This is a genomic window from Microbacterium sp. Root166 (genome assembly GCF_001427145.1).
Taxonomy (GTDB): domain Bacteria; phylum Actinomycetota; class Actinomycetes; order Actinomycetales; family Microbacteriaceae; genus Microbacterium.
In genome coordinates, this window is the sequence record NZ_LMGL01000001.1 from 316,289 (window position 1) to 330,931 (window position 14,643).

The 14,643-nt window shown below is 70.3% G+C and carries 16 protein-coding genes; 8 read left to right on the top strand and 8 right to left on the bottom strand.

What is annotated here, in order from left to right:
- Both ASD56_RS01430 and ASD56_RS01435 read right to left on the bottom strand, forming a co-directional pair.
- On the bottom strand, positions 1-1,308 hold the full coding sequence (locus ASD56_RS01430) for an ABC transporter substrate-binding protein (protein WP_055960424.1): 1,308 nt from the start codon (positions 1,306-1,308) through the stop codon (positions 1-3).
- Between the two features lie 105 nt (positions 1,309-1,413).
- Positions 1,414-2,451 (bottom strand): LacI family DNA-binding transcriptional regulator, encoded by a 1,038-nt coding sequence (locus tag ASD56_RS01435; RefSeq protein WP_055960426.1) that lies wholly within the window; start codon positions 2,449-2,451, stop codon positions 1,414-1,416.
- A 574-nt stretch (positions 2,452-3,025) separates the two neighbouring features.
- Here ASD56_RS01435 and ASD56_RS01440 point away from each other — a divergent pair.
- The 6 genes from ASD56_RS01440 (at position 3,026) to ASD56_RS01465 (ending at position 6,382) form a co-directional block, all read left to right on the top strand.
- Positions 3,026-3,772, top strand: a complete 747-nt coding sequence (locus ASD56_RS01440; protein WP_055960429.1) for a winged helix-turn-helix domain-containing protein — start codon at positions 3,026-3,028, stop codon at positions 3,770-3,772.
- A gap of 113 nt (positions 3,773-3,885) precedes the next feature.
- Positions 3,886-4,875, top strand: a complete 990-nt coding sequence (locus ASD56_RS01445; protein WP_200947435.1) for a DNA-3-methyladenine glycosylase family protein — start codon at positions 3,886-3,888, stop codon at positions 4,873-4,875.
- A 90-nt stretch (positions 4,876-4,965) separates the two neighbouring features.
- Complete coding sequence (locus ASD56_RS01450) at positions 4,966-5,382, top strand: VOC family protein (RefSeq protein ID WP_055960432.1); 417 nt, start codon at positions 4,966-4,968, stop codon at positions 5,380-5,382.
- Positions 5,383-5,424: 42 nt separating this feature from the next.
- Positions 5,425-5,889, top strand: a complete 465-nt coding sequence (locus ASD56_RS01455) for a hemerythrin domain-containing protein (protein ID WP_055960435.1) — start codon at positions 5,425-5,427, stop codon at positions 5,887-5,889.
- A gap of 19 nt (positions 5,890-5,908) precedes the next feature.
- Positions 5,909-6,136 (top strand): hypothetical protein, encoded by a 228-nt coding sequence (locus tag ASD56_RS01460; RefSeq protein WP_055960438.1) that lies wholly within the window; start codon positions 5,909-5,911, stop codon positions 6,134-6,136.
- A 60-nt stretch (positions 6,137-6,196) separates the two neighbouring features.
- Complete coding sequence (locus tag ASD56_RS01465; protein ID WP_055960441.1) at positions 6,197-6,382, top strand: DUF1918 domain-containing protein; 186 nt, start codon at positions 6,197-6,199, stop codon at positions 6,380-6,382.
- Between the two features lie 14 nt (positions 6,383-6,396).
- Here the strand turns inward: ASD56_RS01465 and ASD56_RS01470 are convergent, their stop codons facing one another.
- Both ASD56_RS01470 and sigJ read right to left on the bottom strand, forming a co-directional pair.
- The gene (locus tag ASD56_RS01470; RefSeq protein ID WP_055960444.1) at positions 6,397-8,529 is read right to left on the bottom strand and encodes a S9 family peptidase; all 2,133 of its coding nucleotides are present in this window, start codon (positions 8,527-8,529) and stop codon (positions 6,397-6,399) included.
- A gap of 33 nt (positions 8,530-8,562) precedes the next feature.
- Complete coding sequence (gene sigJ / locus ASD56_RS01475; protein WP_082541328.1) at positions 8,563-9,444, bottom strand: RNA polymerase sigma factor SigJ; 882 nt, start codon at positions 9,442-9,444, stop codon at positions 8,563-8,565.
- A 127-nt stretch (positions 9,445-9,571) separates the two neighbouring features.
- Here sigJ and ASD56_RS01480 point away from each other — a divergent pair, with 127 nt between their 5' ends.
- Positions 9,572-10,318, top strand: coding sequence for an SDR family oxidoreductase (locus ASD56_RS01480; RefSeq protein WP_055960449.1), 747 nt, complete (start codon positions 9,572-9,574; stop codon positions 10,316-10,318).
- Positions 10,319-10,448: 130 nt separating this feature from the next.
- On the opposite strand, the gene ASD56_RS01485 is transcribed toward ASD56_RS01480, so the two are convergent.
- Positions 10,449-11,282: an aldo/keto reductase gene (locus ASD56_RS01485; RefSeq protein ID WP_055960451.1), complete on the bottom strand. Its 834-nt coding sequence runs from the start codon at positions 11,280-11,282 to the stop codon at positions 10,449-10,451.
- A 43-nt stretch (positions 11,283-11,325) separates the two neighbouring features.
- Positions 11,326-11,523, bottom strand: coding sequence for a hypothetical protein (locus ASD56_RS01490; RefSeq protein WP_055963430.1), 198 nt, complete (start codon positions 11,521-11,523; stop codon positions 11,326-11,328).
- A gap of 165 nt (positions 11,524-11,688) precedes the next feature.
- Here ASD56_RS01490 and ASD56_RS01495 point away from each other — a divergent pair, with 165 nt between their 5' ends.
- Complete coding sequence (locus ASD56_RS01495; protein WP_055960454.1) at positions 11,689-12,381, top strand: VOC family protein; 693 nt, start codon at positions 11,689-11,691, stop codon at positions 12,379-12,381.
- 11 nt (positions 12,382-12,392) lie between these two features.
- Here ASD56_RS01495 and ASD56_RS01500 read toward each other — a convergent pair whose 3' ends face one another.
- Positions 12,393-13,085 (bottom strand): M23 family metallopeptidase, encoded by a 693-nt coding sequence (locus tag ASD56_RS01500; protein ID WP_055960457.1) that lies wholly within the window; start codon positions 13,083-13,085, stop codon positions 12,393-12,395.
- Between the two features lie 21 nt (positions 13,086-13,106).
- Positions 13,107-14,588, bottom strand: coding sequence for an MFS transporter (locus tag ASD56_RS01505; protein ID WP_055960459.1), 1,482 nt, complete (start codon positions 14,586-14,588; stop codon positions 13,107-13,109).
- Positions 14,589-14,643: the final 55 nt, after the last annotated feature.

The window sequence follows — 14,643 nt, forward strand, 5'->3', positions numbered from 1 at the left end:
TCAGCGGAAGTCCGCTGTGCCTTCTTCGTACTCGGCGCCGAGGTTGGCGTTCGTCGTCTGCGCGTCCTGGGTGCCCGTCACGAGACCCTGCAGCTCACGGACGATGACGTCGTAGAAGCCGGCGGCGGGCCAGTCGGGGTAGAACGAGAGGCCGTCGTTGTCGAGGATGCCGTTGAACGTCGCGATCAGTTCGGCGCTCTTCTCGTCGGTGATGTCGTCGGGTTCTGCAGCGACGGGCACGCCGCCGTTGTTGCCGATGATCGCCTGGATCTCGGGGCGCATCGTGATGTCGATGAACTCGTACGCGAGCTCCTTGTTGGCCGCGTTCTCCGGCACGACCCACAGGTTGCCCGACGACCCGAGCGAGAGCTCCGCATCCGGGAACGCCTGCAGCGTCCAGTCGAATCCGGCCTCCTCGACGAAGCGTCCGTACCACCAGGAGCCGGAGACGAAGATGGGGGCGGTGCCGTTGATGAACGACACACCCGCGTCCTCCGCCTTGACCGAGGAGACGTCCGAGGCGATGTAGCCCTTGTCGACGTACTCCTGCAGGGTCTCCGTCGCGGCGGTGAACTCCGGACCCTGCCAGTCGACGGGGTTCTCGTAGAGCTGGTAGTCGTCGACGAACTGGCGGTCCGCCTGCGCCAGCGCGAGCTGGTACCAGAGCTGGCCGAGGGGGTACTCGGCGCCCGCCTCGGCGAGCGGGGTGACCCCCTGAGCGACGAACGCGTCGAGCACGTCGACGAACTCGTCGTAGGTGGTCGGGATCTCGAGCCCCGCCGCGGCGAAGGCCTCTTCGTTGTAGTACACGCCGACGAATTCGCCGTAGTTCGGGATGCCGTACCAGGTGTCGCCGCCCATGACGCCGTCTTCGGAGTACTTCGCGGTCGTCTGCAGCGAGGGCGCGAGCTTGTCGTCCCAGCCGTACTCGTCGACCGCGTCCGAGATGTCGGCGATCAGGCCGGTCGAGGCGAGGAACCCCGCGGTGGCGTTGCCCTTGTTGAACTCCATGAGGTCGGGAGCGGCATCCGAGTCGAGCACCTGGCTCGCGGTCTTCTGGATCTGCTCGAACGACTTCTGCTCGAACTCGACGGTCGCGCCGGTCTCCTCCTCGAAGATCGTGATCGCCTCGTTCCAGGCCTTGGCCATGGCGCTGTCTTCGCCCTCGTAGTGCCAGAGCTTGAGGGTGTCGCCGGACTCGGCCTCGCCCGCGCCCGCCGAGCAGCCGGCCAGCGCGACGGCGCCGATCGTCAGGGCGGCGGCGGCGGTGAGGCCGCGCCGGGTGTTCTTGTGTGTGATGGGTGCCATCGGTGGCATTCCTTTCTCAGTGACCAGCGTTGGTCGAAGGGGGTGGGATTCAGTTGTCGAAGCGCTTCGATAAACGGCGTGAAGCGATGATCGGATGCCGCGGCCTCAGTCCGCTGCGACTCCCGACGATTGCGAACTCGGCGGGGCGACCGACCCCGCCGGGCTGTAGGTAGGGGGAATGAGCCGCACGCCCGGGTCGGGCCTGTCTGCGCTCAGGCACTGGAGTGCGAGGTCCACGGCGAGGTCGCACGATGCCTCGGGCACCAGCGGGATGGAGTCGATGGGGGTCGGCAGCGCGGTCGTGTCGAAGGTCGCTCCGACCGAGATGACCGAGACGTCCTCGGGCACGCGGAGTCCACGCTCGTCGAGCTCGGCGAGGACCGCCGCGTGCGCCTCGTCGGCGCAGTGCAGGATGAGCGCTGTCGCGCCGCCGTCGAGGAGCCGGGCGGCCGTCGCGCGCGCTGCCGCGCGGTCGGCGCGCTTGCCGCCGGACGTGCCGTAGGCCACAGCGGCCCCGCGCTCGGCGCCCCGCGAGATGACGCTCGCTCGCACCCTCGGGGGGAAGTTGGACTTCACGTAGGCGGTCTCGGCCTGCCCGACGAGCCCGATCGCGGTGTGGCCGGCGTCGACGAGCAGATCGACGGCACGAGCGGCAGCGGCCTCGAAGTCGAGATCGACGCAGATCAAGCCGTCGCGGTCGTCGGGGATCCCGATGAAGACCGTTGGGGTGGAGATCTGGCGCGCGAGCGCGACGCGGGCGTCGTCCGGCGCGACGTCGAGGACGAGGATCGCGTCGACGAGCCCGTTCGCCGCCACGCGGCTCATCCCCGCCTGCGCCTGCTCGTCCGTGAGGAGGAGGACGTCGTAGTCGTTGCGGCGCGCGGCGATGGCGGTGGCGAGCACGAACGCCATGTGGGTGGGCGCGTGCGTGTCCTTCCGCAGCGGCTCGGTCAGAGCGAAGATCTGCGTGCGCGACCCTGCGAGCATGCGGGCGCCGGCGTTCGGGCTGTACCCCAGCTCGACCACGGCGGCCTCGATGCGCCGGCGGGTGTCGGGCGCGACAGGGCGCTTTCCACTCAGCGCGTAAGAGACGGTGCTGATCGACACACCGGCGGCCTCAGCCACCTCGTTGATGTTCGCCACGTCGACCTCGTCGTCTGTCGGAAGTTGGTACTCGAAGCGCTTCGCGGAAACGCTTCGACACGCATGTTAGGCAGACTTCCGCCGGGAGCGCAACAGATTTGTGGAATTGAGCAACATATCTGTGCGTCCGAGGTTTGTTCGCGCCCTATACCGAACCCTGAGCAGACTGTTACGTTTTACATCCTTGGACGTCCTCATATTGGGCGATTTGACGCATTGCGACGATCTCAGTCATAATCGGGCGCATGACTGATAACGCACGCTACCTGTCCGCCCGGGAGGCGAACGGAGCTGCCGGCATGATGATGGCCGGCCGCGTTGTCATGTGTTGTCGAATGTGCCACTAGCACGGTGACCCCCGTCGGACCCGCCTGCCGCTTCTGAAACAACGTCAGAGCGAGTCCCCGAAGCACCGGATTCGTGCGTTGATCACGCGCACCCGGATGCCTCGCACATCGCCCGATGAAGGGCAAAGCCCGCCCGGGCTCAGCCCTTCTGTCAGGGCTTCAACACACCCGAACCCTCTTTCGGCCCGTCAGCTGGCCGGGGTTCTCTCCCGCTTAGGACCATCATCATGTCGACCACCGCTCTCCTGGACCGTCCCACCACCACCGAAGCTCCCGTCCGTCACCTCCGCGCCGTGACCCGCCCGGCGCACCCCGCCGATACGACGGCGCCCGCTGCGCCGGCTCCGGCCCAGCGCAACCTGCCCCCGGGCACCGCTCCCCGCGGCTTCGCGCTCTACGTCGGAATCGACGAAGCGAAGGCCGCGGCATCCGGTGTCAGCCTCGGCGTTCTCGTCGACGCCCTGCGTCGCACGCTGGGCGAGCTCGCTCCCGACGCCGAGACGTACGCCACCGTCGCCCTCGCTCCCGTCGGCGCCGGCGGCCGTGACGTCGACGTCGTCCGCCTCGCGCTGCACGAGCCCTCCGCCATCGCCCGCACCAAGCAGGAAGAGCCCGAAGACGAGGACCGCGCCGGCGGCGGCGTCGTCGTCGACATCTCGCGCAAGCGCGTGCTCATCGACGGCGAGTCCGCGGCCTTCACGTTCAAGGAGTTCGAGCTGCTGCAGTACCTGGTGCTGCGCGAGGGCCGCACCATCGAGCGCACCGAGCTGGTGACGTCGCTGTGGCAGGGCGCCACCGAAGAAGAGGCACCGGGCGAGCGCACGATCGACGTGCACGTGCGGCGGCTGCGCGCCAAGCTCGGCCGCTACGAGGACATCGTGCGCACCGTGCGCGGCGTCGGCTACCGCTTCGACCGTCACGCCGACGTCGTCATCCGCTACGGCCACGGCACGCCGTCGCCCGACCGGTTCTGACTCCTCCGCAGCTCGTCTGTGCGGAATCGACCTTGGCGACGCTCGCGACGGTCGTATTCGCACAGATGAGAAGCAGCGGACGGATGTCGGAGCCCCAGGCGTAGGGTGAGGCCATGACCTCCGTCGCGCCCGTGCCGCTCCGCGCGGGCGAGGTCCGCGCGGGTACGCGCGACACCGGGGCCGGCGCTCGTCCGCTCGAGACGGAGTACCGGCCGAGGCATCCGCTCGACCTTCGGCGCACGGTGCTGTTCCTGCGCCGCGGTGCGGGCGACCCGACCATGACCACGGCGGGCTCGGTCATCTGGCGGGCCAGCCGCACGCCCGAGGGCGTCGCCACCCTGGCGATCCGCGAGACGTCTCCCGGGGTCATCCGCGCTGCCGCGTGGGGGCCCGGGCGCGAGTGGGCGCTCGACCAGCTGCCGGCGCTGTGCGGAGCGGACGACGACCCGTCGCCGTTCGACGGGTCGCGGCATCCGCTGATCGCCGAAGCCCACCGCCGCAACCCCGGTCTGCGCCTCGCGCGCACCGGCCTGGTCTTCGACGCGCTCGCCTGCGCGATCTTCGAGCAGAAGGTCACCGGCATGCAGGCCTTCGCCGCGTGGCGCCGGATCGTGTCGTGGCACGGCGAGCAGGCCCCCGGGCCGACGCCGCGGCCCATGTTCGCCCCGCCGTCCATCGAGGCGTGGCAGCGGGTGCCGTCGTGGGCCTGGCATCGGGCCGGGCTCGAACCCCCGCAGTCCAAGACCGTCGTGCGCGCGGCCCGTCGCGGAGACGCGCTGGTGCGAGCGGCGCTCCGCGCCGAGGACGGCGAGGCCGTCGACCGGGTGCTGGTCAGCCAGGCGGGGATCGGGCCGTGGACCTCTGCCGAGACGCGCATCCGCGCACTGGGCGACGCCGACGCCGTGAGCGTCGGCGATTTCCACCTCGCTCACGAGGTGGGCTACGCGCTCACCGGCACACGCGTCGACGACGATGGGATGCTGCGGCTCCTCGCCCCGTGGGCGGGGCAGCGTCAGCGCGTCATCCGCCTGCTCTACGCCAGCGGCGTCAGTGAGCCGCGGCGCGGTCCGCGCCTGCACCCCGAGGACCACCGCGACCGCTGAGAGCCTTGCCGATGTCGGAGGCCACGACGACACTGGACTGGCCACGCGGCCGGGCGCGGCATCCGTCATCCCCCTGACAAGGAGACCGCTATGGCCAGCCTCAATCCGTACCTCTCGTTCCAGAACCAGGCGCGCGACGCGATGACGTTCTATCAGGGCGTCTTCGGCGGCGACCTCGACATCTCGACCTTCGGACAGTACGAGGGCATGGTGCAGGATCCGGCAGAGAACGACCTCGTCATGCACGCCCAGCTGACGAGCCCCGACGGATTCGTGCTGATGGGCGCCGACACCCCGACGGGCATGCCGTACAGCACGCCGGCGGGCATGTCGGTGTCGGTGAGCGGCGACGACGAGGCGGCGCTCCAGGGCTTCTGGGACAGGCTGGCCGACGGCGGCACGGTCGTCATGCCCTTCGACACCCCGCCGTGGGGCGGCCGGTTCGGCATGCTGACCGACCGGTTCGGCATCGACTGGATGGTCGCGCTCAACGCTTCGCAGGGCTGAGCGCGACGACCCTGCCGCGGTCGGCGCTAGGCTCGGTCGGGCATGGATGAGACCCGCATCATCGCCTGGGATCGAGAGCTGCGCGCCGCGCACGCCAAGCTCCGCGCCGCGCTCGAACTCGCGCGCGAGAGCATCGAGGCGGAGACGTACGGGCCACCCGACACCGGCTCGGACCTCATGTTGTTCTGCATCGGCTTCTGCTCGGCGCTCGACGGGCACCACCGCAGCGAGGACGCCGCACTGTTCCCTCAACTGCGGGCGCAGCGTCCTGAGCTCGGAGACGCGATCGACAAGCTGATGCAGGACCACTCGATGCTGTCGCACCTGCTGGCTTCACTGCGGGCAGCCGTGGAGGCGGGGGACGACCGAGACTCTCTGAGCCGCCATCTCGACGGCATCTCGGCGATCATGGAGTCGCACTTCGCCTACGAGGAGCGCGAGATCCTGGCGCCGCTCGCCGCCCTGCGCAGCGACACGTCGACGACCGCGATGCTCGGCCCGCTCTGAGCCGCCCTAGGCTGTCCCCATGAGCACACCTCCTCGCAGGCGCTGGACGCGCGGGCACTCCGGCTGGGCCTTCGGGACCGCGCTGATCTTCGCCGTCGGCATCATCTTCGGCATGATCTGGGGACAGCTGCTCGTCGGCCTGTTCCTCGCCTTCGCGGTGTCGATCGGCTGGCTCATCGCCTACGAGTCGTGGCGAGGACGCAGCGTCGGCCTCGAGAACCGCGACGACAACGGCGCCCAGCTGTAACAGCCGGCACCTACCCCTCGCGCCTCACGCGTCGTATCGTGAGCGCGAGGAGGTGATCCCATGAAAGCCAGTGTCGGCGACCGCGTGATCATCCACGGGCGGACCGTCGGGGCCACCGGGCGCGCCGGTGAGGTGATCGAAGTCCGAGGCGACGGCGACACCCCGCTGCTCGTCGTCCGCTACGACGACGGTCACGAGGCGATCCTCTCGCCTGGCAGCGACTGCGAGATCCGCCACGAGTCCTGACGGACCGGCGACCTTCAGCCGAGCAGTTCCGGGCGCCGCGGCTCCTCGCCCAGCACGCGCTCCGCGAGGAAGGCGAACACCGTCTCGTACCAGATGACGGCATGCTGCGGCTTGAGGATCCAGTGGTTCTCGTCCGGGAAGTATAGGAACCGGTGCGGCATCCGGCCCTCGTCGTCCGCGTGGTGCTCGGCGAGCTCGGACCACAGCCGGAGCCCTTCACCGATCGGGACGCGATAGTCCTTGTCGCCGTGGACCACCAGCAGCGGCGTCCGGATGTCGCGCACGAACCGGTGCGGCGAATGCTCGTGCATCGCCTCGGGAGTGAAGATCTCCTGCCAGTACACCGATAGATCGGTGGTCCCCGCGAACTGGTCGAGCGCCCACAGGCTGGCGTGCGTCACGATCGCCCGGAACCGGTCGGTGTGGCCTGCGATCCAATTGGCCATGTACCCGCCGAAAGAGCCGCCCATCGCGGCGGTTCGGGTCTCGTCGATGTCGGCACGCGCCTCGACGGCGTCGGTGATCGCGAGCAGATCGGTGTAGGGCGCTGCTCCCCACGCGTTCCAGCCGCGCGCGATGAAGTCGAGCCCGTACCCGGTGGACAGCGCCGGGTCGGGCAGCAGCACGGCGTAGCCGCGCGCGACGGCGAGCAGCGGCGCCCACCGCCAGCTCCACGCGTTCCAGCTGTTCAGGGGGCCGCCGTGGATCCACAGCAGCAGCGGCGCCGGGGCTTCCGCCGATGCACCCTCGGGCAGCACGAGCCAGCCCCTGATGCGTGCGCCGTCCGCCGCCGTGGTCTCCACCTCGGTGATCGATCCGGGCGCGGCCGGGGCTGCGACCGGGCTCACCAGCTCCGTGATCGCACGGTCGCGACCGATCCGAACGGGATGCGGGGGCACCACCCACGACGAGCGCAGTGCGACGATGTCTCCGGTCGTCCGGTCGATCGACACATGCGAGTAGGTGAAATCGTCGTCGATCAGTCGCTCGGGCTCACCACCGTCGAGCGGCAGGCGAAAGATCGGACCGCGGCCGTCATGGTCTGCGGTGGCCACGATCGCCTCGTCGGCGGCGTCCCAGGCGAGACTCGTCGCCCACCGGTCCCATCCGCCGGCAAGGCGACGCGCGTTGCCGCCATCGAGGTCGGCGATCCACACCTCCACGTCGGTGGGGCCCGCGGGTGTCGCCTTCTCGGTGCGGCGGTAGACGATACGGCGACCGTCGTGACTGACGACCGGACCCTCGAAGTCGACGCCGACCTCGTCGAACAGCGGGGTGTGCGCTCCCGTCTCGGTCTCGATGGACACGATCGCCTGGCGCCCGCCTCGCTGCTCGGGACGCTGCAGAGATGCGATCAGGGTCGAGCCGTCCGGTGTGAGCGAGGCCCCGGCGATGTCGGCCGTCCGGCCCGGCTTCGGGGTCAGATCGCGGGGACGCGGCAGCGTCTGCGGGTAGGGCTTCTCCTCCGGGTCGGAGTTCTCGCCGGTCGTCCCGTCCGCGGAGGCTGCGACGGCGGCGTCTTCCTCCACCTCAGCGGCCGCATCGGCGACCGCCGCCGCGATCGTGTCGGCGAGCGCGTCGATGTCGATCGCCAGGAGGTGCGGTTCAGCCGGACCCAGGTCGTGATCCCAGTACCGGACGGGGTAGCTCTCGTGCAGGATCGCCGAGACCTTCTTCTCCTTGCGCCGCGCGCGCAGCCGCGCCTCTGCCTCGAGGCTGGATGTGCCGGAGAGGAGGGATGCCGTGACGACGACCCGATCGCTCGCCTCGGCGGTCGCGGCGAGCGCATCGACTCCGCCGGCGAGCCGCGTGACCGGCCGGGCCTCGCCACCCGCGCGCGGCAGCAGCCAGAGCTGCCCGGACTCGTCATCGGGCTCACCCTCGGCATCGGGCCGCGCCGACACGAACAGCAGATCTCCGCTCCCGGTGAACGCGGCTCCCGTCTCGCCCTTCGCCGATCGGGTGAGGCGCCGCGGCGCACCGGATCCGTCGACGGGAACAGCCCACAGAGACCGCTCGTACGCCGTCGCGTCCTTCTTGAGCGCGGCGACCGTGAGGACCGCCGTCCGTCCGTCCGGTGAGAGTGCGAGCGCCTCCACCCGGGGAAGCGCGATGTAGTCGTCGAGGGAGTCGAAGGGCGTCGCCATGAGTCCACGCTAACGGGCGCCGCCGCGGTCGGGTCAGTGCCAGAGCGTGAGCTTGTCGGGGTTGCGGACGATGTAGACGTCGGTGACGCGGCCCGCGGCCACGACGAGCGAGATCACGGCATCGGCTCGGCCGTCGATCCGCACCAGGAACGCGAGCCCGTCCGCCGACACCGTCGGCTCGACCGTCGCGGTGGGCTGCAGGTGCGGCAGGCCGAGCAGGAAGCGGGCGACGCGGTCGGCGCCGTGCACCGGCCGCCGCGCGGCCGAGACCCGTCCGCCGCCGTCGGCGCGCAGCACGACGTTCGGATCGAGGACCGACACCAGCGTCGCCAGATCGCCGGTCGCGGTCGCCACGGCGAAGGCCTGCGCCACGGCGTCATGCTCGGCGCGGGTGGATGCTCCGGCCCGGCGCTCGCGGACCCGGCGCCGAGCCTGCGAGGCGAGCTGGCGCACGGCATCCGGACTGCGCCCGACCGTCTCGGCGATCTCGGCGAACGGAACCCCGAAGACGTCGTGCAGCACGAAGGCGACCCGCTCCGCGGGCGTGAGCGACTCGAGCACCACGAGCAGCGCGGTCGAGACGGAGTCGTCGAGGCTGACGCGGTCCAGAGGATCGACCGGGACGGATCCCGCGATCGCGGACTCCCCCGGCAGGGGCTCGGGCAGCCACTCGCCGACGTAGCGCTCGCGGCGGGCGCGGGCGGAGCCGAGCATGTCGAGGCACACGCGGCCCGCGACGCGCGTGAGCCAGGCCGCGGGATTGCCGATCGCGGCCCGCTCGTCCTCGGTCAGCCGGTACCAGCGGACATACGTCTCCTGCACCGCGTCCTCGGCATCCGCCACCGTCCCGAGCAGGCGGTACGACAGGCCGAGCAGGCTTCGCCGCTCGCGCTCGAGCAGATCGACGTCGTCCATCTTCGGCATCCCTCCCGCATGATCGACGATGCAGCTGCATCGAATGTGAGCCGGCACCTCACATTCTGGGGCGCCGCGTCGTCGAATGGGTGAAGCGGCACCATCGCTCGGAAAGGAAGTGGATCGGATGAGGATCGCCATCGCAGGAGGAACCGGCACGGTGGGCGCACCCACCGTCGACGCGGTGAGAGCCGCCGGGCACGACCCCGTCGTGCTCAGCCGGAGCAGCGGAGTCGACCTCGTCAGCGGAAGAGGACTGGACGAGGCGCTCGACGGGGTCGACGCGGTGATCGACACCGCCAACGTCTCGACGCTGTCGGCCGACGAGGCGACGGCGTTCTTCACCAAGGCCTCGGGTAACCTGATCGGCGCCGCCGCCCGCGCCGGGGTCCGCCACGTCGTTCTGCTGTCCATCGTCGGCATCGACCGCATGCCTCACGACTACTACGCCGGAAAGGTCGCGCAGGAGCGGGTGGTCGAGGCGTCCCCCGTCCCGTGGACGATCCTGCGGGCGACGCAGTTCCACGAGTTCGCCGGGCAGCTGTTCGAACGCGCCAAGCTCGGGCCGCTGCACGTCGCCCCGCGCGCTCGCGTGCAGCCGATCGCGGCGAGCGCCGTGGCCGAGCACCTCGCTGGCCTCGCGGCCGGCGCGGCTCAGGGTCGCACCGCCGACCTCGCGGGACCGCGCGAGGAGAAGCTCGACGAGATGGTCAAGGCGTTCGCCCGGCATTCCGGCACGCGCGGCTGGATCCCCTCGATCAGCCTTCCCGGCGCGCAGATGAAGGGCATGCGAGCGGGGTACGCCCTGCCCCGGCCGGACGCCGTGCTCGCCGGCGAGACCTTCGCCGAATGGCTCGCGGCGCACAGGCACTGAGCTCTCGAGCAGCACGTGCCGGGGCGATGTATCTCGCACCCGGGCCGATGTCTCCATCCCTGTGAGAAGCGGCTCGGGCGCGGGCTCTCCCCCGAGCGTGTCCGAGCCGTTTCTCGCCTTTCGCGTGGCGCTACATCTCCTCGTGCGTCAGGGGATCGCCGTCCCACAGGCGGCCGCGCTCGAGGGCCGAGATCGCCTCGACGTCGTCGTCGGTGAGGGCGAATCCGAAGACGTCGGCGTTCTCGCGCTGACGATCGGCGTCGGCGGACTTGGGGATCGGGGTGCTGCCGACCTGGACGTGCCACCGCAGGACGACCTGGGTGGGCGTGACGTCGTGCACGACGGCGAGCTCCTGCAGCAGCTGCTCGGTGAGCAGCTCGCTGCGGCGGGCGAGCGGACTCCAGCTCTCGGTGCGGATGCCGTGCTCGGCGTGGAACGCGCGCAGTGGGCCCTGCGGGAAGTAGGGGTGCAGCTCCACCTGGTTCACGGCCGGGGCGACCCCGGTCTCGTCGATGAGCTCGGTGAGCATGGCCTCGGTGAAGTTCGACACACCGATGGAGCGCACGAGCCCGCGCTCGCGCGCCTCGATCATCCCCCGCCACGTGTCGATGTACTTCCCCACGCTCGGGTTCGGCCAGTGGATGAGCTGGAGGTCGATCCGGTCGAGCCCGAGCATCCCGAGTGAGCCCTGAATGCTGTCGATCGCCTGCTGGAAGCCGTGATGGCGTCCCGGGATCTTCGACGTCACGACCAGCTCGTCGCGGTCTATCGGACTGCGACGGACCGCCTCGCCCACCTCGCGCTCGTTCTCGTAGTTCACGGCGGTGTCGAGCAGCCGGTAGCCGGAGTCGATCGCGGCCACGATGGCCTCGATGCCGTCCTCGCCGCGGAGGTTGTACGTGCCGAGGCCGAGCTCGGGAAAGGGCGAGCCGTCGTTGAGGGTCACCGTGGGAATCGAGATCATGCTTCCATCCTGGCGCGGTTGGTCGGCTCGGGGGCGACCCGGCTCAGGGCCGGTCGTCGACGTCGCCGTCGAGCGTGCCCTCGGTCGCCGCCCGTTCGTCGGCCTCGGCGCTGTCGAGCGAGTCGTCGTCGAGATCGGGGTCGAGCGGGGCGTCGTCGCCGCCGGCCAGGATGTCGGGACGGTCGGCCAGGTCGTCGTCACCGTCGTTCGGGACGATGGGAGGGAATGCGGGGTTCGACATGATGCGCTCCGATCGGTCGGTTTCGAGGCGAACGTAACGCGCCGACGACCGAGCGCGCACGGGGGTTGCGAAGCACCCACGGATCGGGGTAGCCGTTGCATGCGTCGGAGGTCGGCGCTAGCGTCGCCTCGCGCGGGCAGAGGCTCGCGGGCGAGGAGGGTGGCCATGACCGACGGAACGACAGAAGCGGTCCCCACGCCCAAGCGGATGACCGCTGCGGCGTTCCATGCGTCGGCGGGCGTCGAGGACTGGCGGGTGCTCTTCTGGGGAGCGTTCGCCTTCTACCGCACGTCGTCCTTCGCCGAGGGAGCGCAGTTCGTCGCCGCCATCGCGGAGGTCGCCACCGCGGTCGGGCACTACCCGGACGTGGATCTGCGTCCCGACGGGGTCACCGTCCGCACGACCACACGGCGCAATGGCGCGCTCAGCCCCATCGACGCCGAGCTTGCCGCCCGGGTGTCGCTCGAGGCGCAGCGCCTCGGGCTCGCCGCCGACCCGTCCAACCTGCAGATGGTGGGAATCGCCGTGGCCCAGCACGAGGGCGTCGACACCCGCCCGTTCTGGACCGCTGCGCTCGGCTATGAAGACCTCGGCGACGAGGACGCGCTCGATCCGAACATGCGCGGCCCGCACCTGTGGTTCCACGAGCTGGACCCCCCGAAGCCCGGCCGCGGACGCACCCACATCGACGTCTCGGTGCCGCGCGAGGTGGCCGAGCGCCGCGTCGCCGCCGCGCTCGCGGCCGGCGGGCGGCTCGCGGCCGACAACGGCCCGTCGTCGTGGACGATCGCCTCGCCCGACAACCACGGCGTCGACATCGCCGCCTGGCCCGACTTCGAGGACGGCGAAGAGGGCTGATCCGAGCCGGGTCAGTCGGCCGTGACCGATCGGATCCGTTCGCGCGAGCCCGGGATGCCGTTCTCGACGCGCCGCCAGCCATCGTCGGTGCGCACGTCGTACGCCGTGAACGCGCACGCGATGCCGTTCGCCGTCATGAGATCGGCGGAGTCCATCAGCTGGAAGTGCAGGTGGGGTGACGTCGAGTTGCCGGTGTGGCCGACGCGCCCGAGCACGTCTCCGGCGTCCACGCGCTGCCCGGTCTCGACGGCGAGGGTGCCCGGCGCGAGGTGGGCGAAGCCCGCGTAGACGTCGCCGCGACGCAGGATGACGTGGTTGCCCAGGATGGACGGGATCTTCTCCGGGCGGAACGTGACGCCGTTCCAGATCATGCGCGCCGCCTCGCGGAACGGGTTGATCCACCTGCGCTCGGCCACTCCGTCCACCGCGGTCACGACCTCGGCGTCGAACGGCGTGTGGATGCTCGCTCCCCAGGCATAGCACTCGTCCGTGCGCCCGCCGATCGTCGATGCCATGAGCGTCGAGGTGGGATGCACGTGGACACCCGGGCGATCGTCGACCCGCACGAAGTCGTACGCGTAGCGCTGTCCGAGGATGTCGACGCCGTGGCTGGGCACCCGAGCGGCCGGGGTGGTCACGGCCATCCAGCCTTCACCGCGAAGCGGGAATTCGACGGCCACCGGGTTCTCGAGCTCGTGCGGCACCGTCCGAGCGTAGCGAAGCGCTCAGCCGCGCTGCATGGCCGAGACCTCGTCGCTCGGCACCTCGTCGTCCGGCGCGTCGGCGGTCGCGGCATCCGAGGGATCCGCATCCTCGCCGGCGTCGTCGTCGGTGTGCAGCGACGGCGGCGCGGTGGCGTACGCGGTGGAGAGTTCACGGTACGGCTTCGAGATGAAGGCGAGGAGCACGACGATGAGCAGCAGCGCGCTCGCGCCGAGGAACGCGAGCGCGATGCCGCGCGCCTCGCCGGGGCCGAGAAGCCAGCCGAACGTGTCCTGACCGCTCTGCGTGTTCATGTACGGGATGAGCCAGAACTGCGCGATCGGGCCGATGAGGAATGCCGAGATGGGCGCGGCGGCCGACTCGACGCTGGCGGCGAAGCCGAAGACCCGGCCCTGCTTCTCGAAGGGCACCACGCGCTGGACGATCGTCTGCTCGGACGCCTCGGCGATCGGCATGAGGCACATGAATACCAGGATGCCGAGGGCGTACAGCCACCACCACTCGCGGATCGCGAAGGTCATGCCGAGCACCGCGATGCCGATGTTGACGAGCAGCATCGTGCGAACCGGGTTCTTGCCCAGGCCGAACCGGGCGACGAGACCACCGCCGATGATGAACCCGAAGCTCGTGATGCCCAGGATGATGCCCCACATCTCGACCGAGAACAGCGTCAGCCCGTAGGGGTCCATGAGCGCCATGAACACCCCGCCGACGAGGTTGTTGAACGTCGAGAAGAGGATGAGCGCGAGCAGGCCCGGCACCGCGACGACGGCCGGGATCACTCCCTTGAAGCCGAACCCCTTCGGCGCGCCTTCGACGTGCGCGATGCCCTTCTCGGGGATCGGCACGAAGAGCAGGTGGACGAGGGCGAGGGCGGTCGCGGCGATGGCGATCACGACGGTCCACCCCATGCCGAGCAGGCCGATCGACAGTCCGGAGAACACGCTGGTGACCATGAACGAGATGCCGTGGACGGCGCCGACCAGACCGTTCGCCTTGTCGCGGCGGTCAGCCGGGACCAGCAGGGTCACGGTGGTCGACAGCGCGATGTTGCGCAGGTTCTCGACCACGCCGCCGATGAGGATCACCCCAGCGAAGACCCAGAACCACGGGCCTCCCCAGTCGACCAGGACGCTCTCGGGGAACGAGAGGTAGAGCGCGCCGGCCAGCAAGTAGGCCGAGAGCGTGATCGCGCTCGAGAGGACCATGACGGCCTTCTTCTTCATGTGATCGACGATCACGCCGAACACCACGCCGAACACGGCCACGAGCAGCATGTACGAGCCGCCGATGATGGCGGTGGCGAGCACGGAGCGCGTCTCGAGGTAGGCCCAGAAGGTGAGGCCCCACCAGAGGTAGCTCGTCGTGACGTTGGCCACCGCGGTGTTCGCGAGGACCTGATAGAAGGCGCGCACCGTGCTCGGGCCGGGACGCGCCTCGACGGCGTCGTCGTTCGCGTGCGCCGGGGTCGTCGGCTGGCTCATGCGTGATCCTTCTGCGTGGGGTCGTCGGGGGTGATCGCTGCCGCTGTACTGTCGA